Here is a 20,903-nt window from a genome sequence, read left to right as displayed (position 1 = left end):
TGGGCTCTCTTGTACTTACTTGTGCAACGGCGCTTATTCGCGCAACTGGGCGCCGCACTGCGCTTTCAGGCCTGCCAGGATGGCATCCATCAGGGTAGCGACATCTGAGTCAGTAAGAGTGCGCGATGGGTGCCGGAAGATCAAGCCCACGGCAACAGATTTTCTACCCAAATCAATACCTTTGCCGCGATAGATGTCAAACACCCTGAGCTCTTCCAGGCTTTCGCCGGCCTGGTCGCGAACGACTTGCAACAAGGCCTCGACGGGCAGACTTTCATCGACCACCAAAGCCAGGTCACGACCAACGCCCGGGAAGCGCGACAGCTCACGGTAACGCGGCACCACGCCCTCAGACAGTGACACAAGTGCCAGTTCGAACACGAACACATCGGTCGGCAGATCCAGCTCCTTGACCTTCTCGGGGTGCAGCGCGCCAAGCAGGCCGATGGCCTTGCCATCGACCACCACCTCGGCGGTCTGGCCCGGATGCAGGGCCGGATGACTGCCGACCCGGAACTCGACCTTACGCTCGCCGCCCATGGCCAGCAGCGCTTCGATATCGCCTTTCAGGTCATAGAAATCGAACGAATCTTGTTTTCCTGAACCAGACCCATGGTTCCACTGCAGCGGCTCGCGCGCACCGGTCACCAGACCCGCGATCACTTTTTCCTGATTCAACTCACCGCCAGCTTGCGGGACAAACCGCAGGCCCATTTCGAACAGCGCCAGGCGGCTGATCTGACGGTTGAGGTTGTAGCGCGCCGCGTTGACGAGGCCGGCCCAGAGGTTGGTCCGCATCACCGCCAGCTCGGGCGTGATCGGGTTCAGCAGCGCCAGCGGTTCCAGCCGCGGCTCCAGCGTCTTCATCAATTTCGGTTCGACGAAGGTGTAGGTGACCACTTCTTGATAACCGCGGTCGGCCAGCAGATCGCGCAGGCGATTTTCCAGCACGCGGTGTTCCGGCATGCGGACCATTTTCGAGTCAGCGTGCGGTACCCGCGCTTCGAGTTTGTCGTAGCCGTGCACGCGCACGAGTTCTTCGATCAGATCGGCTTCAATGCTGATGTCAAAGCGGTGCAGCGGCGCGACGCAGTGCCAGCCGTCAGCGACATTGCTGAGTTGCAAACCGAGGCGCGTCAGAATGCCTTCGACTTGCGCATCCGGCAGCGTGAAGCCAAGCAGGCGAGCGATGCGGGCTCGGCGCAAATGAATCGTCGCCGGCTTCGGCAAATAAGCGTCGCTCTTGGCGTCGACCACCGGACCGGCCTGGCCGCCGCCGAGTTCCAGCAAGAGTTGCGTGGCGCGCTCGATGGCAACGCGTTGCAGGGTCGGGTCAACACCGCGCTCATAACGGTGCGAGGCATCAGTGTGCAGGCCGTATTTGCGGGCGCGGCCAGCGATGGCGATGGGATTGAAGTAAGCGCTTTCCAGTAACACATCGCTGCTGCCATCGGCGATGCCGGAATGCTCGCCGCCCATGATGCCGCCGAGAGCGATGGGCCGTTCGTGATCGGCAATCAGCAGGGTATCGGGCGTCAGCTCTACTTCGCGGCCATCCAGCAGCGTCAGCTTTTCACCAGCCACAGCCATGCGCACGCGGATGCCGCCCTTGATTTCTTTCAAATCAAACGCGTGCATCGGGTGACCGAGTTCGAGCATCACATAGTTCGTGACGTCGACCGCGAGGCTGATAGAACGCACGCCAGAACGACGCAGCTTTTCCTGCATCCACAGCGGTGTCGCGGCCTTGGTGTTCAGGCCCTTGATGATGCGGCCGCAGTAACGCGGGCAGGCTTCCGGCGCCAGCAATTCAATCGAAGGCTTGTCGGTAATCGTCGCCGGCACTTCAGCCATCGCCGGCGGATTGAACGGCAGCTGATTCAGCACCGCCACTTCCCGGGCTATACCGCGCGCGCCGAGGCAGTCACCACGGTTTGGCGTCAGGTTGACTTCCAACACCGCATCATCGAGTTGCAGGTAATCGACAATCGGAGTGCCGACCGGCGCATCGAGCGGCAGCTCCAGCAGGCCACTCGACTCTTCGGCCAAGCCCAGCTCTTTCGCCGAACAGAGCATGCCGCTGGAATCGACGCCGCGCAGTTTCGCGTTTTTGATTTCCATGCCGCCGGGCAATTTGGCACCGACCAACGCCGCCGGGATCTTGATGCCGGGCCGGCAGTTGGCGGCACCGCAAACGATCTGCAAGGTTTCCTTGCCGACATTGACGGTGGCAACGCGCAGCTTGTCCGCGTTCGGGTGCTGCTCAGCCGTCAGTACTTCACCGACGACGATATGGTCGATGCCGGCATTCAGTACTTCCACGCCTTCGATTTCCAGACCGGCCATGGTCAGCTGCTTGATCAGTTCATCACGGCTGACCGCCGGGTTCACCATCTCACGCAACCAGCGTTCGGAGATTTTCATGTGTCGTTTCCTTTCACTGTCATTCCCGCGCAGGCGGGAATCCAGAATTTTGTTGAGTCCTGCACAAAGCAGGCTACTCATATGAAAACATCCTCCCCCTTGATGGGGGAGGATTGAGGAGAGGGTGATCTTTCAGCTCGCGTCAGTAGTTGGCTACGGCGCGGACGGGAGGTTCACCCTCTCCCCGGCCCTCCCCCGTCAAAGGGGGAGGGAGAAAACACATCAATGACTTGCCTGCCAGTTCAGCGGGTGGAATTCGATCAGGCAAACTGCTTCAAAAACCGCAAATCGTTCTCGAAGAACAAGCGCAGATCATTGACGCCGTAACGCAGCATGGTCAGCCGCTCGACGCCCATGCCAAACGCAAAACCGGTGTAACGCTCGCTGTCGATGCCACAGGCTTTCAACACGTTCGGGTGCACCATGCCGCAGCCGAGAATTTCCAGCCAGCCGGTTTGCTTGCAGACGCGGCAGCCTTTGGCGTTGCACATCACGCAGCCGATATCCACTTCCGCGCTTGGCTCGGTGAACGGGAAATACGATGGCCGGAACCGAGTCGGCAGATCCGCTTCAAAGAAATTGCGCAGGAACTCATCGAGAATGCCGCGCAAATCCTGAAACGTGGTGTTCTCGTCGATCAGCAGGCCTTCGACCTGATGGAACATCGGCGAGTGGGTCACGTCGTAATCGCAGCGGTAAACGCGGCCCGGCGCAATGATGCGGATCGGCGGTTGTTGGCTTTCCATGACCCGCACCTGAACAGGCGAGGTGTGCGTGCGCAGCAGGCGGGTCGCATCGAAATAAAACGTGTCGTGCATCGCCCGCGCCGGGTGATGATCCGGAATGTTCAGCGCGCCGAAGTTGTGCCAGTCATCTTCCACTTCCGGGCCTTCGGCTACGGCAAAGCCGATTTGCGAGAAGTAGCCTTCGATGCGGCGCATCGTACGGGTAACCGGATGCAAACCACCTTGGTGATTGCGCCGGCCCGGCAAGGTCACGTCGACGGTTTCACGCGCCAGCTTTTCAGCAATCGCTTTTTCGGTGATTTCGGTGCGCTTGGCTTCGAGCGCCGTTTCGATGCCGGTTTTGACCACGTTGATCTTGGCGCCAAAGGCTTTTTTCTCGTCTGGCGACAGCGCACCCATTTGTTTGAACGCCGCCGTCAGCGAACCGTTCTTGCCCAGGAATTGCGCCTTGACCTGCTCGAGTGTCGGCAAGTCGGTGACCGCGGCAATGGCGGCCTGACCTTGCACCAGTATTTGTTCCAGTTCCATAGCAACCCCTTGGGTTGGTTGTTCAAATTATTGTTGTAGGAGCGAGCTTGCTCGCGATTGCAATTCGACACATAACTGCTTTCGCGAGCAAGCTCGCTCCTACAGAAAAATTGAGTTGGATCGCGTTAGCGATCGCTTAATCAAACTACGAGGCTCGAGCGGCAACTACCCCCTCCCGGCCTCTGCCTTCACAAGGGGAGGAGAAATTCTCTCCCACCGAGATAAGCGCGCTATTCCCCCCCTGCGAGGGGAGCGCCAGGGGGGCATTGTCGAGAGCCTCTCAACACCCACATGGCCTTCGCTCACGGAGAGCAAAAGCCCTACATCATGGCAAAACGCGCACCACGGATGCCAATAATCATGTTGCCTGTTTTGCTGAACCAAGCAAAAAGGGGAAGAGCTTGCGCCCTTCCCCTGTTTTGTCTTGCAGACGGCAAACCAAATGGTTGCCACTGAACCGCAGAAGCAAAACGCTTCGGGTCAGTCTCAGGCGGCGCGGGCAGCTTTGGCTTTTTCGGCCAGAGCAGCAAACGCAACCTTGTCAAACATCGCCAGGTCAGCCAGTACACGGCGGTCCATAGCGATATTGGCTTTCTTCAAACCATCAATCAGACGGCTGTAGGTCGTACCGCACTCACGCGACGCGGCGTTGATACGGACGATCCACAGAGCGCGGAATTGACGTTTTTTCTGACGACGGTCACGGTAAGCGTACTGAGCCGCTTTGATGACCGCTTGCTTGGCTACGCGATAGGTACGCGAACGGGCACCGTAGTAACCCTTGGCCAGCTTCAGAATCTTCTTGTGACGCGCGCGAGCGGTCACACCACGTTTTACTCGTGCCATGACTTAACTCCTTACGCGTACGGAAGCAAACGCTTCATTTCTGGCGCGTCCTGCTCGGACACCATCTTCAAACCACGCAGTTGACGAACGGTTTTGCCGCTCTTGTGCGTGGACAGGTGACGCATACCCGCTTGCTTATGCTTGTAGCCACCTGAACCCGTTTTCTTGAAGCGCTTGGCAGCGCCCCGGTGGGTCTTCATCTTGGGCATTTTACTGCTCCTGATTATCCGGTCTGGCCACGGCACCACGCCGTAGTTGACGCCAGATTCGGACTGGTATTCCCGTTGCCGGGAATTGGGTTTGCAATAACGCCAAGGCGTTCATCGCGAATTTGTTTACATCGGTTCGGTAATGGCGGATCCGTTACGCTTGATCCGCCCTACGTCGCCGTAGCAAGTGTCGAATGTTGCCAGGAGCAACCTCGACCGCCTTACACAAAACAAAGCCCGGTTCGCGAACCGGGCTCGTTTGGTGGAACCCGAATTACTTCGTCTTTTTCTTCGGCGCCAGAATCATGGTCATCATTTTGCCTTCCATTCTCGGGGCAAATTCGACAATTGCATGTTCTGCCACATCCACCTGCAGGCGCTCCAGCATCTGCATGCCGAGTTCCTGGTGGGCCATTTCGCGGCCGCGGAAGCGAACCGTGATCTTGGCTTTGTCACCTTCCTCGAAGAATCGCAGGATGTTACGCAGCTTGACCTGGTAATCACCAACATCCGTACCCGGGCGGAATTTGACTTCCTTGACCTGAATCTGGACCTGTTTCTTCTTGGCTTCGGCTTGTTGCTTGGACTTGGTGTACAAGTACTTGCCGTAATCCATGATTTTGCAGACTGGCGGCACCGCATCCGGCGAAATCTCGACCAGATCCAGACCCGCTTCTTCTGCTGCAGCCAACGCATCGCGAATGGCTACTACACCCATCTGTTGCGCATCGTCACCGATCAAACGCACTTCACGCGCGGTGATTTCTTCGTTGATCCGGTTTTCCCGTTGGGGATTGGTGCGCGCTTCACGGGAGATCCGCGGCCTTGGCGGCGGCTTGGGTCCCGTCCTGATTGGTGGTTTTATTGCTCATTCCTCCAAAATAGAACGGCCGCGCGAGGACACGTCACTGGCAAGCAATTCGGTGAAGGCGGAAACCGTCATCACACCGAGGTCTTTACCATCGCGCCTACGCACGGCCACTGTATTCGTCTCGACCTCACGATCGCCGACGACCAGCAGATATGGCACACGGCTAAGCGTGTGCTCGCGGATCTTATAGCTGATCTTCTCGTTTCTCAAGTCGGAATTGGCCCGGAAGCCCTGATTGTTCAAGGCTTTGGCCAGACCGGCGACGTACTCATGCTGGCGGTCGGTGATGCTCAGGACCGCCACCTGCTGGGGTGCCAACCAGGTCGGGAACAGCCCGGCATGGTGCTCGATGAGCATGCCGATGAACCGCTCCAGCGAGCCCAAGATGGCCCGGTGCAGCATGACCGGGGTGCGTTTGGTGCTGCTTTCGTCGATATATTCGGCGCCCAGACGTTCCGGCATGTTGTAGTCGACCTGCATGGTACCGCATTGCCAGTTACGACCAAGGCTGTCGCGCAGGGTGAACTCGATCTTCGGCCCGTAGAAGGCGCCCTCGCCCGGTTGGTACTCGAATGCCAGATTTTTGGCCTTGAGCGCATCGGCCAGTGCGCCCTCGGCGCGATCCCACATGGCATCGGAGCCAATCCGGTTTTCCGGCCGGGTCGACAGCTTGATGATGACGTCGGTGAAGCCAAAGTCCTCATAGACCGAGTACAGCAGGTCGACGAACGAGATGATCTCGTCGCGCATCTGCTCTTCGGTACAGAAAATGTGGGCGTCGTCCTGGGTAAAGCCGCGCACCCGCATGATGCCGTGCAGCGCACCGGACGGCTCGTTGCGGTGACAGGAACCGAACTCGGCCATGCGCAGCGGCAGATCGCGGTAGCTGTGCAGCGTGGTGTTGAAAATCTGCACGTGACACGGGCAGTTCATCGGCTTGATGGCGTACTTGCGGTTCTCCGATTCGGTGGTGAACATGTTCGGCGAGTACTTGCCCCAATGGCCCGAGCGCTCCCACAAACTGAGGTCGATGACCTGCGGCGTGCGCACTTCCTGATAGTCGGCCTTGCGCAGCCGGTTGCGAATGTAGTTCTCGATTTCCTTGTAGATGATCCAGCCGTTGTTGTGCCAGAACACCATGCCTGGGCCTTCTTCCTGCAGGTGGAAGAGGTCCAGCGCCTTGCCGATTTTCCGGTGATCGCGCTTCTCGGCTTCTTCCAGCCGGTGCAGGTAAGTTTCCAGATCTTTCTTGTTGGCCCAAGCCGTGCCGTAAACCCGCTGCAACTGCTGGTTTTTGGTGTCGCCACGCCAGTAGGCGCCGGACACCCGCATCAGCTTGAACACTTTCAATTTGCCGGTATTCGGCACGTGCGGACCGCGGCAGAGATCTTCGAAATCGCCCTGACGGTACAGCGAAATGTCTTCGTTGCTCGGGATCGAGGCAATGATCTCGGCCTTGTAATGCTCGCCGAGCGATTTGAAGTACTCGACCGCCTCGTCACGCGGCAACAGCCGGCGCGACACCGGGATTTCCTTCGCGGCCAGCTCGGCCATGCGCTTCTCGATCTTCTCCAGATCTTCGGGCGTGAACGGCTTCGGGCTGGCGAAGTCGTAATAAAAGCCGTCCTCGATCACTGGGCCGATAGTGACCTGCACTTCCGGGAACAGCTGCTTGACCGCCTGCGCCAGCAAGTGCGCGGTCGAGTGCCGGATCACCTCAAGGCCTTCCGGGCTCTTGTCGGTGATGATGGCCAGCTCGCAGTCTTCGGTAATGGTGTAGCTGGTATCGACCTCACGGCCGTTGACCTTGCCGGCCAACGCGGCCTTGGCGAGGCCGGCGCCGATGCTCTCGGCAACCTGCATAACCGTGACCGGCGAATCAAACCGGCGCTCACTACCATCGGGAAGACGTACAACAGGCATGTTCCTGTGCTCTTTATTGGGCAAAACAACGAAAAAGGGAGGGGATTATAGGGGGCAGCTCGGGCCCGGCTCAATCGGCGGCTTATAACAGCCGCCGACCGGCACCAGCCCAGACCGTGGGCAAATCAGTTCTTTAGCCCAATCAGGTCTTCGGCTACTTCAGGTTTTAGGCAAGGTCACGCCGGTCTGGCCCTGATACTTGCCGCCACGGTCACGGTAGGAGGTTTCGCAGACCTCGTCCGATTCAAGGAACAACATCTGGGCGACGCCTTCGTTGGCGTAAATCTTGGCTGGCAGCGGCGTGGTGTTGGAAAACTCCAGCGTTACGTGGCCTTCCCACTCCGGCTCCAGCGGCGTCACGTTGACGATGATGCCGCAGCGGGCATAAGTGGATTTGCCGAGGCAGATGGTCAGCACACTGCGCGGAATGCGGAAGTATTCAACGGTGCGAGCCAGCGCGAACGAGTTCGGCGGAATGATGCAGACATCGCTGACCACGTCGACGAAGCTCCCTTCATTGAAGGCTTTCGGATCAACAATCGCCGAATTGATATTGGTGAAGATTTTGAATTCGCGTGCGCAACGCACGTCGTAGCCATAGCTCGAGGTGCCGTAGGAAACGATCTTCTGGCCATTGACCGCCCGCACCTGACCCGGCTCGAACGGCTCAATCATGCCGTGCTGCTCGGCCATCCGGCGAATCCACTTGTCTGATTTGATGCTCATGCTTTGCCCCAACGTAGGATGGGTAGAGCGGCGATGCCGCGAAACCCATCATGTAATTGAATCCAAACCTGATGGGTTTCGCTGGCGCTCTACCCATCCTACAAATTCTGCTTCTTCGTTGAGCCCTTCGGGCTCAACCCGGGTTACGCTTCGCTAACCCAGGCTACGAAAACATCAGGTATTGCTAATCGTAATCACCGGCGCCATCACCGCGTAATTCTTCGCTTCCAGCGACAATTTCGCGCCGATGCGGCGGGCGATATCGCGGTACATGCCAGCGATTTCGCCGTTCGGTTCGGCCGCCACGCTCGGCTTGCCGCCATCGGTCTGTTCGCGGATGCGGATGTCGAGCGGCAGGCTGCCGAGCATTTCGACGCCGTATTGTTCGGCCAGTTTGGTGCCGCCACCGGCACCGAATACATGCTCTGTGTGGCCGCAATTCGAGCAGATATGCATGGCCATATTCTCAACCACGCCGAGTACCGGCACGTTCACTTTCTGGAACATGGCGATGCCCTTGATGGCGTCGGCGAGCGCGATGTCTTGCGGCGTGGTGACGATGATCGCGGCGGTGACCGGCACCTTTTGCGCCAAGGTCAATTGAATGTCGCCGGTACCCGGCGGCAGATCGACGATCAGGTAATCGACGTCTTTCCAGCGGGTGTCGTTGATGAGTTGCTGCAGCGCGCTGGACACCATTGGGCCACGCCAGACCATCGCTTGTTCGGGCTCAACCAAATAGCCTATCGACATCGACTGGATGCCGTGGCTGGTAATGGGCTCAATCGATTTCTGATCAGTCGATTCCGGATGCTGACCGGCCATGCCGAGCATGATCGGCTGCGACGGACCGTAAATGTCGGCATCCAGAATGCCGACGCGGGCGCCTTCAGCAGCCAGCGCCAGCGCCAAATTCACCGCGGTGGTGGATTTGCCGACGCCGCCTTTGCCGGAAGCGACGGCGAGAATGTTTTTGACGCCAGGAATCGGCTTGGCGCCGGTCTTGACCGCGTGCGGCGCAACCGCGCTTTCAATGCGCAGCGCGAGCTGCGGCGCCACGGCGGCCAGATGGGCTTTGAGTTTTTGCTCCAGCTCAGCCCGGTAACCGGCCAGCGGGAAGCCGAATTGCAGGGTCAGGGCGACCCGATCCCCTTGAACGTCACAGGCGCGGACGGCGCCGTGCGCCACCATGTCTTCGCTGATGTAGCGGTCGCGGTACTGGCTGAGCTGGGCTTCTATCGACTGGCGGCTGACGGTCATGGTCCGGGCGGTCTGCTGGGCTGGGTAAAAAGGCGGCCAATGCTAACAAAAGCCGGCCGGCTTGGGCGGGGTCGGGATCAATCGGACGGAGCTTTACCCTGCGTTGTCGGAATATGAGCGGCCGTAGGGAGGATCAAGCGAAGCGGATCCGCCACTCTGACAGCCTCGCAAATGGTGGGTCCGCTTGCGCTTGACCCACCCTACGGTCAGGAATCGCTTTCTGGCTAGCCAATTTGGCCATCCAAAGGCTGAATCAACCCGGCAAAACCGGTATCCTTGCCGCCTTTCCTGCTTTCGATATCGATCCGACTCCATGACCGCCAAGCGCCGCATCCTCGTTACCAGCGCCCTGCCCTATGCCAACGGCTCCATCCACATGGGCCATCTGGTCGAATACATCCAGACCGATATCTGGGTGCGCTTCCAGAAAATGCGCGGCAACGAGTGCTGGTACGTCTGCGCCGACGACACCCACGGCACCCCGGTCATGCTCAAGGCCCAGAGCCTCGGCCTGCAACCGGAAGAAATGATCGCCCGGATGCGCGAAGAGCACCTGGCCGATTTCAGCGCATTCCATATCGCGTTCGACAATTACTACAGCACCCATAGCGAAGAAAACCGCGAGTTCTGCTACGGCATTTACAAGGCGCTGCGCAGCAACGGCCATATCGCCACCCGGACCATTTCGCAGCTGTTCGATCCGGAAAAGCAGATGTTCCTGCCGGACCGCTTCGTCAAGGGCGAATGCCCGAAATGCGGCGCCACCGATCAGTACGGCGATTCCTGCGATGTCTGTGGCGCTACCTACGCCCCGACCGAATTGAAGAACCCGAAATCGGCCGTCAGCGGCGCTACGCCGGTACTGAAAGAGTCCGAGCATTACTTCTTCAAGCTGCCGGATTTCGAAGCGTTCTTGAAACACTGGACCCGCAATGGGCATGTTCATGCCTCGATCGCCAACAAGCTTGATGAGTGGTTCGAAGCGGGTTTGAGCGAGTGGGATATCTCGCGCGATGCGCCTTACTTTGGCTTCGAAATTCCGGATGCCCCGGGCAAGTATTTCTACGTCTGGCTCGATGCGCCGGTCGGCTACATGGCGAGCTTCAAGAACCTGTGCGCGCAGAAAGATCTGGCGTTCGATGATTTCTGGAAAGCCGATTCGACCGCCGAGGTTTACCACTTCATCGGCAAGGACATCGTTTACTTCCACACCTTGTTCTGGCCGGCGATGCTGAAAGGCTCGGGCTACCGGACGCCGACTTCCGTTTACGCGCACGGTTTTTTGACTGTCAACGGCACCAAGATGTCGAAGTCGAAAGGCACTTTTGTCACCGCCCGCACCTATCTGGATCACCTGAATCCGGAATGGCTGCGCTATTACTTCGCCGCCAAACTCGGTGCCGGCGTCGATGACATCGATTTGAATCTGGAAGATTTCGTCAACCGGGTCAATTCCGATCTGGTCGGCAAAGTGGTGAACATCGCCTCGCGCTGCGCCGGTTTTATTCACAAGCAATTCGGCGGCCTGCTGTCGTCGCACAACGCCGAACCGGCACTGCTGAAAGAACTGCAGGACGCCGCCGACGGCCTCGCCAAGGCCTATGAAGATCGCGAATACGGCAAAGCCATGCGCGACATCATGGCGCTGGCCGACAAGGTCAACGAATACATCGCCGCGAAAGCGCCGTGGACGCTGGCCAAGAACCCGGACACCGCGAAAGAGGCGCATGACGTCTGCACGGTCGGCCTCAATGCCTTCCGTCTGCTGGCACTGTATTTGAAGCCGGTGCTGCCGAAACTGGCCGAACAGGCTGAGCACTTCCTGAACATCGATTCGCTGCTGTGGATGGACGCGCAGAGCTTGATGCTGACCCACAAGATCAACGAATTCCAGCCGATGATGGTGCGGGTCGAAGGCGCGAAAGTGGCGGCGATGATCGAAGCTTCGAAAGAGAACTTGCAGCCGACGGCCGCGCCGGCCGCCGCTGAAAACGCCTCCGGCTCTGGCACCACAACTGCCTCGGCACTGATCACCCACGAACCGTTCAAGCCGGTGATCGGCATCGACGATTTTGATCGCATCGATCTTCGCATCGCCCGCATCGACAATGCCGAACACGTCGAAGGCGCCGAGAAGCTGCTGAAGCTGACCCTGAATGTCGGTGCCGAAACCCGCACCGTGTTTGCCGGCATCAAGAGTGCTTACGATCCGGCGTCGTTGATCGGCAAGCACACGGTGATGGTCGCCAACCTGGCGCCGCGCAAAATGAAATTCGGCATGTCCGAAGGCATGGTGCTGGCGGCCGGCCCCGGCGGCAAAGACTTGTGGATTCTGGAACCGCATACCGGTGCCCAACCCGGCATGCGAGTAAAGTGACAGTGACTTAAAAACAGCAAATCGTAGGTTGGGTTCGCGTTACCCGCGCTAGCCAACCTACGAAAAACACGACAACACAGACACGAGCGCCCATGACTGCCCCGATCACCGCCCCTGTTGAAAGCACCGAAACCACTCAGGCTGTTGTTGAACAACCGGTGCCCGCTGACCGCGTGGTCAATGATTACGGCAGCACTTGGCTGCTGTACATCCTGGTCGCCTGCGTTTTTCTGGTGGTGCTCTACCGCACCATTCGGCGCTGGCCAAAATGGCTGATGGTGCCGGTCTGGTCGCTGTTCGCTGCCGGCGCGCTGACCCCAGCGGCATCGACTGGTGACGGCCCCTGGCTCGCGCCCGCCGCCATCGTCGGCATTCTGGGTTTTGATCAGGATGGCATGACCGGCCTGATGCGCGGCGCGGTACCCATTGTGATCAGCTTCCTGATAGTGACAGCGGTGCTCGGGGCCTTGCTGTTTGTGCTGTCGCGGCGGCAAAAACCGGCAGCGGCCTCGACCATCAGCGAGTCCGACGTGGTTACTGCCAGCGCTGACGCCAGCGTCAGCGACGCCGAGCGGCAAGAGCCGAAGCTCTAATCCACAACGGTTGTTGCTTGTGGGAGCGGCTTTAGCCGCGATGGATCCGACTGTTGAGCCAGTAATCGCGGCTAAAGCCGCTCCCACCAACCGCGCCACACGCCACTCTCACGATACCACCCTCATCAAATCACCCACTTCACACACGAACTCGCGGCGCCTTTGGCGCTATCGGCCGCACTGACGCATAATTGTCAGGCCTCTTTCCCGTCGGCCGCTCCGCGCCATGACTGATCTGCTGCTGCTGTTTGTCGCGACCGCCCTGGTCAACAACGTCGTACTGGTCAAATTCCTTGGCCTGTGCCCGTTCATGGGCGTGTCGAACAAGCAGGACACAGCCGTGGGCATGGCGGCGGCAACAACGTTTGTTTTGACGCTCGCCTCGGCGCTGTCCTATCTGGTCAATGCCTGGATTTTGCAGCCGCTCGACATCGGCTATCTGCGCACCCTGAGTTTCATTCTGGTCATTGCCGTGGTGGTGCAATTCACCGAAATGGCGATGGCGAAAACCAGCCCGCTGCTGCACCGTCTGCTCGGCATTTACCTGCCGCTCATCACCACCAACTGCGCGGTGCTCGGCGTCGCCCTGCTCAATGTTCAGGCCGCGCACAGCTTTCTCGAATCGCTGGTGTTCGGCTTCGCCGCCGCGCTTGGCTTTTCGCTGGTGCTGGTGCTGTTTTCCGGGCTACGCGAACGCATCAATGTCGCCGATGTACCGTTGCCGTTTCGTGGCGCCGCCATTGGGCTTATCACGGCCGGCTTGATGTCGTTGGCGTTCATGGGTTTTTCGGGGCTGATCAAATGAGCGGCGTGTTCGCGCTGGTGCTGCTCGGGCTCGTCTTTGGCGCGCTGCTTGGCTACGCCGCCATCCGCTACCGGATCGAGGGCAATCCGCTGGTCGATCAGATCAACGCGGTGCTGCCGCAAACCCAGTGCGGCCAGTGCGGTTATCCCGGTTGCAAACCGTATGCGCAAGCCATTGCCAACGGTGATGCCATCAACAAGTGCCCGCCTGGTGGCGACGCGGGCATCAAAGCATTGGCCACACTGCTCGGTAAAGAGATCACGCCATTGGCGGATGAAGCTGCCGTCAAACCGAAACTGCTGGCCTTCATTCGCGAAGCCGAATGCATTGGCTGCACCAAATGCATTCAGGCCTGTCCGGTCGATGCCATCGTCGGCGCACCGAAACTGATGCACACCGTAATCGCGGCGGAATGCACCGGCTGCGAACTGTGTTTGCCGCCCTGTCCGGTCGATTGCATTGATCTGATTCCGGCACCAACGCCGGCCTGGCAGTGGCCAAAGCCGGCGTTCGATCCGCGCATTCCGATTCGCTTGGTGCACTGATGAGCCGGCAACTGTTTGGCTTTCCCGGCGGCATCGTGCTGGACGATCACAAAGATCGCGCCGCCGAAAATCCGATCGAATGGCTGCCGCTGCCACCGCTGCTGGTGTTGCCACTGAAGCAACATGCCGGGCTGCCGGCGATTCCGGTGGTGACCGAAGGCCAGCGCGTGCATTACGGCCAGTTGCTGGCCAAGCCGGCAGCCGGGCGCAGCGCCGGTGTGCATGCCCCGGCCGATGGTGAAATCAGTTTTATCGGCCTGCATCCGGTACCCGATGACAGCAACCAGTATCAGCCCTGCATCGGCATCTGTACCGATGAAACTGGCGCGCACGAAGAAGAAGAACTGGTCGATGACGTTTGCTTGAGCGATGACGATCTGCGCGAGCGCATTGCCCAGGCCGGCATCGTCGGCCTCGGCGGCGCCGGCTTTCCTTCGGCGCAAAAGCTGACCGAGACTCCAGTCAAATGGCTGATTATCAACGGCGCCGAATGCGAACCCTACATCAGTTGCGATGATCGACTGATGCAGGAACGCGCGCCAGCGATCATCGAAGGTGTGCAGATTCTGGCGCGACTGCTGAAGCCGGAACTCGTGCTGTTTGCCATCGAAGACAACAAGCCAGCTGCCATCACCGCCGTTGCCGAAGCGTGCCATGAAACCAATATCGAGCTGGTGGTCATTCCGACCAAATACCCGAGCGGTGCCCAGAAGCAACTGATTCAGAATCTGCTGGGCTTTGAGATTCCGCGCGGCAAACACTCCGTTGATCTCGGCGTTGTGATGTACAACACCGGCACTTGCTACGCCATCGCCCGTGCCATCGCCCACTCCGAACCGCTGCTGCGGCGTATCGTTACAGTGACCGGTGACGCGGTCGATCGGCCCGGCAATTACGACGTGGCCATCGGCACGCCCATCGAGTATGTGTTGCAGAGCGCTGGCTTGAATCCGAACAAGCTGCGCCGTGTGATCATGGGAGGCCCGATCATGGGCATCGCGCTCAACGAATTGTCGGCACCGGTCAGCAAGCTGACCAATTGCCTGATCGCCGCCGGCCCGGACGAGCTCGATGAAACACTGGCGCCTCGGCCATGCATCCGCTGCGGCGACTGCATGGAAGTGTGTCCGGCCTCGTTGTTGCCGCAACAATTGTTCTGGCACATCGAAAGCGAGCAGCATGAAAAAGCGGCAGCGCTGGATCTCGCTGTTTGCATTGAATGCGGTGCCTGCGCTTATGTCTGCCCCAGCCAAATCCCGCTGGTGCAATATTATCGCCATGGAAAAGCGGTGCTCCGGCAGCAACAACAGGAACGGCTCGCTGCGCAGCAGGCTAAAGCCCGCTTTGATGCCCGCGAGCAACGGCTGCAGCAAAAACAACAGCAGCGGGCGCAGCGCAAGCTTGCCGCAGCACCGGCGCTCACTGAACCGGAACCGGTCACTGTCGCAGCAGTCGTCGTTACTAAAAACGATGCCGAGATCGATGCCAGCAAGCCGGTGATCGCGCAGCACAATGACCGCCTGGCCGATGTCCTTGCTGCCGCCCAGCGCGCCAAGGCAAAGAAGCAGCAAACCGACGCCACTCCACCGGAGTCATCATCATGAAGCACGGCCATGCAAATGAGCGGAATGATGCAATCGAGCAGCACAGCGCTGTGAATCAAAGTAGCGCAATCAAACGAGGCCGCACCGCAGTGCTGCACTCCGGCATTCGCCACCAATCGGGTAATCACTTATGAGTCTGGCCATTTCATCGCCGCATCGCACCCGTGGCGAACGGGTCGGTCAGGTCATGCGCATGGTGATCTACTGCACCGCACCGGGCATGGCAACCTTGATGGCCTTTTTTGGTTGGGGCAGCTTGTTTCAGGTCTGGTTGTGCATCCTCGCCTGCGTTGTCGGTGAGGCCGTAGTATTGAGTCTGCGCGGCCGCGATCCGCGTCACGAGCTGAAAGACTGCAGCGCCATTCTGACCGGCTTGTTGCTCGGCTTGTGTCTGCCACCGTATGCGCCGTGGTGGATCGCCATCAGCGGCAGCCTGTTTGCGATTGTCGTCGCCAAGCAACTGTACGGCGGCCTCGGCATGAATCCGTTCAATCCGGCCATGGTCGGTTATGTGTTTCTGCTGATCTCCTTTCCGATTGCGATGACCTCGTGGACACCGCCGCTGGCCTTGTCCGCGACTCCACCCGGTCTGATCGACAGCATCATGCTGATCGCCACCGGCAACACCTGGGACGGTCAGAGCTTGCAAACGCTGCGTGCCGGCATTGACGGCTTCACGATGGCAACGCCGCTCGATCATCTGCGCACCGACATCGCTCAGGGCCAGATGATTTCCGAGGTGGTCAATCAGCAGGTGTTCGGTGCCTTTGCCGGCTTTGGCTGGGAGTGGGTGAATCTGGCGTTCTTGATCGGTGGCGGTGTGCTGCTGCAGCAGAAGATCATCAGCTGGCACATCCCGATCGGCCTGCTGACTGGCTTGTTCGGCAGTGCGCTGATTTTCTATGTCTGGAATCCGGATGTGTATGCCTCGCCGATGTTTCATCTGCTCACCGGTGGCAGCATGCTCGGCGCTTTTTTCATTGCAACGGATCCGGTCACCGCCTGCACATCAGCACGCGGGCGCTGGTATTACGGACTCGGCATTGGCGTTCTGGTCTATGTGATTCGCACCTTCGGCGGCTATCCGGATGCGATTGCCTTTGCCGTGCTGCTGCTGAATCTGGCGGCGCCGACCATCGATCACTACACCGTGCCACGCGCTTATGGTCAGCCGTCGCGCAAGATCCTGGCACCAGTGCCAAGCGGCACGGCGCCGCGCTCGACAGCCGACAGCGCGACAGCTTCACGTACTCAAAACAAGGACCCGGCATCATGAGCATGGGCCGGCATGCCCTGATACTGGGCGCGTTCACACTGATCTGCACCGGCGCCATTGTTGCCGTCGATATCCTGACGCGGCCGCGCATCGAAGCCGAACAGGATGCAGCGTTTGCTCGCCTGCTCGGTGAAGTGCTACCCATGACTGCCTACGACAACAACATTGCCCAAGATTGCGTTGCGGTGCTCGATACCGACGTGTTTGGCCGCGAAGCTGCAGTGCCGGTCTATCGGGCGCGACGGACCGGCGCACCGGTTGCGCTGGTGTTCACCGCCACCGCACCTGACGGTTACAGCGGCAATATCGATTTGCTGATTGCCATTTATCACGACGGAAAGATCGCCGGCACCCGGGTTACCGCACACAAGGAAACGCCAGGACTCGGCGACAAAATTGAGCGGCGCAAATCCGACTGGATGGATCAATTCCGCGGCCGCTCGCTGCAACAACCGAGTGCCGACAAATGGACCGTGCGCAAGGATGGCGGCGACTTTGATGGCTTTACCGGCGCCACCATCACACCGAGGGCCGTGCTGCACGCCTTGCAACGGGTGCAGCTCTACCACGCCAACCATCGCGACGAATTGTTCAGCGCGGCCAGCAATTGCCATGCGTCCGCAGAGGCGGCAACAAAATGACCGACAGCACGCCACATTCACCAAGCAAGCGCTGGCAATCTGCGTTATGGCAACCGGAATTGTGGCAATCCGGACTGTGGACCAATAATCCGGCGTTGGTGCAGGTGCTGGGCCTGTGTCCGCTGCTGGCAGTCAGCAATACCGCCATCAATGGTCTCGGTCTTGGCCTCGCCACCTTGCTGGTGCTGGTCGGCGCCAATCTGCTGGTCTCGCTGGTGCGACACTGGATTCCGGCTGCGATCCGCATTCCGGTGTTTGTGCTGCTGATCGGCTCGCTGGTTACCTGCATCGAATTGCTGATGCACGCCTGGACTTACTCGCTGTATCAGGCGCTCGGCATTTTCATTCCGCTGATTGTCACCAATTGCGTGATCATCGGCCGCGCGGAAAGCTTTGCCTCGCGTCAACCGGCGCATCGGGCCGTGATCGATGGTCTGGCGCAGGGACTTGGCTTTACCGGCGTGCTGTTTGTGCTCGGCAGCGTGCGCGAGATTCTTGGTTCCGGTCATTGGATGTTCGGTGCCGAACAGGTATTCGGCAGCGTTGGCGCCGCGCTCAGCAGCAAATTTGCCGAGCTGCAACAGCCGATGCTGCTGGCGCTGCTGCCGCCCGGCGCCTTTCTGGGACTTGGTGGCCTGATTGCGCTGAAAAATGTCATTGACCAGCGCCGTCGAAGCCGGCAGGCTGCCAGCGCAACGAGCATGCGCCCAGCCGCGCCCGTTAATGTGTCGAACGAGAGTCGATCGGCAAATGAGACTTGACCGTCGAACGTAAACTGAGTGTTGAACGCTAGCTGAGCGCTAAATCCAAGCTGAGTTTTTAATAGAGCCTGAGCGCTTGGCAACGAACATAATCGCGACCCCATGAATCCTGAAAAACGACTGGCGATATTCACCCGGCTAAGGGCAGAAAATCCCACCCCGACCACCGAGCTCAACTACACCACCCCGTTTGAGTTGCTGGTTGCCGTAGTGCTGTCGGCCCAAGCCACCGATGTCGGGGTCAATAAAGCCACGGCCAAATTGTTTCCGGTTGCCAACACGCCAGCAAAAATTCTGGCGCTCGGCGTTGAGGGATTGAAGGACTACATCAAGACCATTGGCCTGTTCAACGCCAAAGCCGACAACGTCATCAAGACCTGCAAAATCCTGCTGGAACAGCACGGCGGCGAAGTGCCGCGTGACCGCGAAGCGTTGGAAGCACTGCCCGGGGTTGGCCGCAAGACCGCCAACGTGGTGCTGAATACCGCGTTCGGCGAACCGACCATCGCGGTCGACACCCATATTTTTCGCTTGTCGAACCGGATCAACCTGGCGCCCGGTAAAACCCCACTGGCAGTCGAGCAGAAATTGCTGAAAGTGGTGCCGGACGAATTCAAGAAAGACGCCCATCACTGGCTGATCCTGCACGGCCGCTATGTCTGCACCGCGCGCAGCCCCAAGTGCGCGGTATGCGTCATCAATGATCTGTGTGAGTTCAAGCAGAAAACGAAGTTGCTGGAAGAACTGCCGAAACGAACCAAAGCCAGGAAGCAAGCATGAAAACAGGATTAGCGCTGATTGCAGGTTTTGTGCTTGGTGCTTTCAGCATGTATATCTGGCAAAGCCAACCGGCCTCACCTCCAGTGGCCATGGCACAAGCGCCGGCATCAGCCGCTGCCAATACGATCGCCGACAGCCCAGCGCTGACCACAACTGAACATGCCCCAGCAATGCCCAGCGCACCGCCGGCGGCAGCGAGCAGTGAGCCGAGCCAAGCCGCTTCGCCGACGACAAAGCCGGCAACAAAAGCTGCAAACTTTCACTATGGCAGCGCAGCATTGGATGAAATGATGCAGTTGCATCAGACGCAAAACAGCGATTGGCAAAAACCCTACTGGGCGCTGCCACGTGATGAAAGCGATGCCCTGATTGCTGAAGATAAGCTGCAATCTCGCCTATTCAGCAATGAAACAGCCCAATCACACCCGGCCAAATCGATCAGTTGCTGGGCTGAGCTTTGCCGACTCGAATTCGCGTTTACCGATATCCAAGCCATGGCAGCGTTCAACCGCCGCTGGGATGGCAGTGCCTTGGATGGTTCGCACTCGGTTTGGTCATCAGGCTTTGCCGACGCCAATGGCAGCGCATCGTTTATCATTTACGCCGTTCGCAATGAAAGTTTCCCGTGAAGCTATACCGTGACCTGAACACGGCTGAACAGCAGAGGTTCCTGACAGCATGATCTTCGGTTCCGATCGCAATAACCTGCGCAAACTCTGGTTTGAGGTCTATCGCAAGGCCCAGGCCGGCGAGCCGTTGACCGCGCTGGAAGAGCAGATCAAGGCGGTGATCGCGCTGCATCCGGAATACCACAAGGCGCTGGCCCAGCCGGAGCGTTACAGCCAGCAGGATTACCTGCCGGAATTTGGCGAAGTGAATCCGTTTCTGCACATGGGCCTGCACATGGGCCTGCGCGAGCAATTGGCCACTGACCGGCCAAATGGCATCGCAGGGCTTTATGCGCAGCTCTGTCTGCGGCTCGGCGACAAGCATGAGGCCGAACATTGTTTGATGGATTGTCTGGCCGAATCGCTCTGGCAGGCCCAGCGTGACGGCCGGATGCCGGATGAGCAAGCCTATCTGGCGTTGATCCGAACCCGGCTGGCGAATTTGTGAACAGACCGCGCGCCGTCGTCTAATCCCGACAAATTCTCCCGGCTTTTTCGCCGGCCAGCAGCGCGGGTACGGTTGCAGTGACTATGCTTGCTGCAGCCATCCTTCACTTGCCGGCCCTGCGTTGCTTCGTTGCCTGCCCTTGTCGTTACTGCGAACGCTGTTACTGCGAACGCTATCACTGCTCCGGCACGATGTTCGGAACCGTCACCGGCTGGCCGTGATTTTTGCCGCGCTGGCCCTGTTGATGGCGTTCGCCGACGTCGAGCTGGCGCCGCAACTGCTGGAGCGGATGAGCGCAAAATACGGCGACGCGGCACGCACCCGACTGCTCGATTGGCAGCAGTTGCTGGCGCGTCCGCCCAGCGACGTTCGCAGCACCCTCACTACCGTCAACAACTTCTTCAATCAGGTCGAGTTCATCCCCGACGACGAGCACTGGCAGCAAAAAGACTACTGGGCGACGCCAGTGGAATTTCTTGCCAGCAACGGCGGCGACTGTGAAGATTTCTCCATTGCCAAATACATGACTTTGATTGCGTTAGGCGTGCCGGAAGCGCAGCTGCGCATCACCTACGTCAAGGCGGTCGAACTGAATCAGGCGCATATGGTGCTGACCTGGTATGAAAAGCCGGACGCCGAGCCGCTGGTGCTGGACAATCTGATCGGCGACATCCGGCCGGCTTCACAGCGTACCGATCTGGTGCCGGTTTACAGTTTCAACGGCGCCGATCTGTGGCTGGCCAAGGAACGCGGGGCCGGCCAGTTGGTGGGCAGCAGCGAGCGCATTTCACCGTGGCGTGAATTGCTCGCCCGCTTGGCCCGAGATTTCAAGAAGGCGCCATTCCTGGCGCCCGGCAAACCATGATGCGCTG

General features: G+C 59.2%; 19 protein-coding genes and 1 pseudogene. 12 read left to right on the top strand and 8 right to left on the bottom strand.

The window, feature by feature from the left end:
* Positions 1 to 33: 33 nt before the first annotated feature.
* The 8 genes and pseudogenes from pheT to apbC all read right to left on the bottom strand — a co-directional run.
* Positions 34 to 2,424, bottom strand: coding sequence for a phenylalanine--tRNA ligase subunit beta (pheT, locus tag HPT27_RS09345; protein WP_172242177.1), 2,391 nt, complete (start codon positions 2,422 to 2,424; stop codon positions 34 to 36).
* A gap of 260 nt (positions 2,425 to 2,684) precedes the next feature.
* Positions 2,685 to 3,698 carry a phenylalanine--tRNA ligase subunit alpha gene (gene pheS, locus HPT27_RS09340; protein WP_172242174.1) on the bottom strand — a complete coding sequence of 338 codons (1,014 nt, stop codon included), beginning with the start codon at positions 3,696 to 3,698 and terminating at the stop codon, positions 2,685 to 2,687.
* Between the two features lie 486 nt (positions 3,699 to 4,184).
* The gene (gene rplT / locus HPT27_RS09335) at positions 4,185 to 4,544 is read right to left on the bottom strand and encodes a 50S ribosomal protein L20 (protein WP_172242171.1); all 360 of its coding nucleotides are present in this window, start codon (positions 4,542 to 4,544) and stop codon (positions 4,185 to 4,187) included.
* An 11-nt stretch (positions 4,545 to 4,555) separates the two neighbouring features.
* Positions 4,556 to 4,753 (bottom strand): 50S ribosomal protein L35, encoded by a 198-nt coding sequence (gene rpmI, locus HPT27_RS09330; RefSeq protein WP_172242168.1) that lies wholly within the window; start codon positions 4,751 to 4,753, stop codon positions 4,556 to 4,558.
* A gap of 274 nt (positions 4,754 to 5,027) precedes the next feature.
* On the bottom strand, positions 5,028 to 5,570 hold the full coding sequence (gene infC / locus HPT27_RS09325; protein WP_172245244.1) for a translation initiation factor IF-3: 543 nt from the start codon (positions 5,568 to 5,570) through the stop codon (positions 5,028 to 5,030).
* A gap of 51 nt (positions 5,571 to 5,621) precedes the next feature.
* Complete coding sequence (gene thrS / locus HPT27_RS09320) at positions 5,622 to 7,547, bottom strand: threonine--tRNA ligase (protein ID WP_172242165.1); 1,926 nt, start codon at positions 7,545 to 7,547, stop codon at positions 5,622 to 5,624.
* Between the two features lie 159 nt (positions 7,548 to 7,706).
* On the bottom strand, positions 7,707 to 8,273 hold the full coding sequence (gene dcd / locus HPT27_RS09315; RefSeq protein ID WP_172242162.1) for a dCTP deaminase: 567 nt from the start codon (positions 8,271 to 8,273) through the stop codon (positions 7,707 to 7,709).
* A gap of 174 nt (positions 8,274 to 8,447) precedes the next feature.
* Positions 8,448 to 9,536: pseudogene (gene apbC / locus HPT27_RS09310) on the bottom strand (iron-sulfur cluster carrier protein ApbC); the annotation flags it as partial.
* A gap of 310 nt (positions 9,537 to 9,846) precedes the next feature.
* Here apbC and metG point away from each other — a divergent pair.
* The 12 genes from metG (at position 9,847) to HPT27_RS09250 (ending at position 20,896) form a co-directional block, all read left to right on the top strand.
* Positions 9,847 to 11,910, top strand: coding sequence for a methionine--tRNA ligase (gene metG, locus HPT27_RS09305; RefSeq protein ID WP_172242156.1), 2,064 nt, complete (start codon positions 9,847 to 9,849; stop codon positions 11,908 to 11,910).
* A 92-nt stretch (positions 11,911 to 12,002) separates the two neighbouring features.
* Positions 12,003 to 12,503, top strand: a complete 501-nt coding sequence (locus HPT27_RS09300) for a hypothetical protein (protein WP_172242153.1) — start codon at positions 12,003 to 12,005, stop codon at positions 12,501 to 12,503.
* Between the two features lie 226 nt (positions 12,504 to 12,729).
* Positions 12,730 to 13,308 (top strand): electron transport complex subunit RsxA, encoded by a 579-nt coding sequence (gene rsxA / locus HPT27_RS09295; protein WP_172242150.1) that lies wholly within the window; start codon positions 12,730 to 12,732, stop codon positions 13,306 to 13,308.
* The gene (rsxB, locus tag HPT27_RS09290) at positions 13,305 to 13,853 is read left to right on the top strand and encodes an electron transport complex subunit RsxB (protein ID WP_172242147.1); all 549 of its coding nucleotides are present in this window, start codon (positions 13,305 to 13,307) and stop codon (positions 13,851 to 13,853) included. Before rsxA ends, rsxB begins: the two co-directional genes overlap by 4 nt.
* Complete coding sequence (rsxC, locus tag HPT27_RS09285; RefSeq protein ID WP_172242144.1) at positions 13,853 to 15,457, top strand: electron transport complex subunit RsxC; 1,605 nt, start codon at positions 13,853 to 13,855, stop codon at positions 15,455 to 15,457. The genes rsxB and rsxC overlap by 1 nt, the downstream gene beginning before the upstream one ends.
* Positions 15,458 to 15,587: 130 nt before the next feature.
* The gene (rsxD, locus tag HPT27_RS09280; RefSeq protein ID WP_172242141.1) at positions 15,588 to 16,733 is read left to right on the top strand and encodes an electron transport complex subunit RsxD; all 1,146 of its coding nucleotides are present in this window, start codon (positions 15,588 to 15,590) and stop codon (positions 16,731 to 16,733) included.
* Positions 16,730 to 17,374, top strand: coding sequence for an electron transport complex subunit RsxG (gene rsxG, locus HPT27_RS09275; protein ID WP_172242138.1), 645 nt, complete (start codon positions 16,730 to 16,732; stop codon positions 17,372 to 17,374). The genes rsxD and rsxG overlap by 4 nt, the downstream gene beginning before the upstream one ends.
* Entirely contained in the window at positions 17,371 to 18,135 is a 765-nt protein-coding gene (locus tag HPT27_RS09270) for an electron transport complex subunit E (protein WP_172242135.1), read from the top strand. The genes rsxG and HPT27_RS09270 overlap by 4 nt, the downstream gene beginning before the upstream one ends.
* Positions 18,136 to 18,237: 102 nt before the next feature.
* Positions 18,238 to 18,915, top strand: a complete 678-nt coding sequence (nth, locus tag HPT27_RS09265) for an endonuclease III (RefSeq protein ID WP_172242132.1) — start codon at positions 18,238 to 18,240, stop codon at positions 18,913 to 18,915.
* Positions 18,912 to 19,544 carry a hypothetical protein gene (locus tag HPT27_RS09260; RefSeq protein ID WP_172242129.1) on the top strand — a complete coding sequence of 211 codons (633 nt, stop codon included), beginning with the start codon at positions 18,912 to 18,914 and terminating at the stop codon, positions 19,542 to 19,544. The genes nth and HPT27_RS09260 overlap by 4 nt, the downstream gene beginning before the upstream one ends.
* A gap of 49 nt (positions 19,545 to 19,593) precedes the next feature.
* Positions 19,594 to 20,031, top strand: a complete 438-nt coding sequence (locus tag HPT27_RS09255; protein ID WP_211197913.1) for a DUF1841 family protein — start codon at positions 19,594 to 19,596, stop codon at positions 20,029 to 20,031.
* A gap of 139 nt (positions 20,032 to 20,170) precedes the next feature.
* A complete protein-coding gene (locus HPT27_RS09250) occupies positions 20,171 to 20,896 on the top strand; it encodes a transglutaminase-like cysteine peptidase (protein WP_235950861.1) in 726 nt (241 codons plus the stop codon).
* Positions 20,897 to 20,903 lie beyond the last annotated feature (7 nt).

Origin of the sequence: Permianibacter fluminis (assembly GCF_013179735.1) — a bacterium.
Taxonomy (GTDB): Bacteria; Pseudomonadota; Gammaproteobacteria; order Enterobacterales; family Permianibacteraceae; genus Permianibacter; species Permianibacter fluminis.
Note: the sequence above shows the minus strand (reverse complement) of the source record. Positions and strands in the feature narration are given on the sequence as shown.

Bases quoted from the DNA above. Each gene is read 5' to 3' on its own strand.
- rpmI (WP_172242168.1), bottom strand. From the start codon at position 4,753: ATGCCCAAGATGAAGACCCACCGGGGCGCTGCCAAGCGCTTCAAGAAA.
- rsxB (WP_172242147.1), top strand. From the start codon at position 13,305: ATGAGCGGCGTGTTCGCGCTGGTGCTGCTCGGGCTCGTCTTTGGCGCG.
- rsxD (WP_172242141.1), top strand. From the start codon at position 15,588: ATGAGTCTGGCCATTTCATCGCCGCATCGCACCCGTGGCGAACGGGTC.
- HPT27_RS09300 (WP_172242153.1), top strand. From the start codon at position 12,003: ATGACTGCCCCGATCACCGCCCCTGTTGAAAGCACCGAAACCACTCAG.
- HPT27_RS09270 (WP_172242135.1), top strand. From the start codon at position 17,371: ATGACCGACAGCACGCCACATTCACCAAGCAAGCGCTGGCAATCTGCG.
- pheS (WP_172242174.1), bottom strand. From the start codon at position 3,698: ATGGAACTGGAACAAATACTGGTGCAAGGTCAGGCCGCCATTGCCGCG.
- rsxA (WP_172242150.1), top strand. From the start codon at position 12,730: ATGACTGATCTGCTGCTGCTGTTTGTCGCGACCGCCCTGGTCAACAAC.
- thrS (WP_172242165.1), bottom strand. From the start codon at position 7,547: ATGCCTGTTGTACGTCTTCCCGATGGTAGTGAGCGCCGGTTTGATTCG.
- rsxC (WP_172242144.1), top strand. From the start codon at position 13,853: ATGAGCCGGCAACTGTTTGGCTTTCCCGGCGGCATCGTGCTGGACGAT.
- pheT (WP_172242177.1), bottom strand. From the start codon at position 2,424: ATGAAAATCTCCGAACGCTGGTTGCGTGAGATGGTGAACCCGGCGGTC.
- nth (WP_172242132.1), top strand. From the start codon at position 18,238: ATGAATCCTGAAAAACGACTGGCGATATTCACCCGGCTAAGGGCAGAA.
- metG (WP_172242156.1), top strand. From the start codon at position 9,847: ATGACCGCCAAGCGCCGCATCCTCGTTACCAGCGCCCTGCCCTATGCC.
- HPT27_RS09260 (WP_172242129.1), top strand. From the start codon at position 18,912: ATGAAAACAGGATTAGCGCTGATTGCAGGTTTTGTGCTTGGTGCTTTC.
- HPT27_RS09255 (WP_211197913.1), top strand. From the start codon at position 19,594: ATGATCTTCGGTTCCGATCGCAATAACCTGCGCAAACTCTGGTTTGAG.
- dcd (WP_172242162.1), bottom strand. From the start codon at position 8,273: ATGAGCATCAAATCAGACAAGTGGATTCGCCGGATGGCCGAGCAGCAC.
- rsxG (WP_172242138.1), top strand. From the start codon at position 16,730: ATGAGCATGGGCCGGCATGCCCTGATACTGGGCGCGTTCACACTGATC.
- rplT (WP_172242171.1), bottom strand. From the start codon at position 4,544: ATGGCACGAGTAAAACGTGGTGTGACCGCTCGCGCGCGTCACAAGAAG.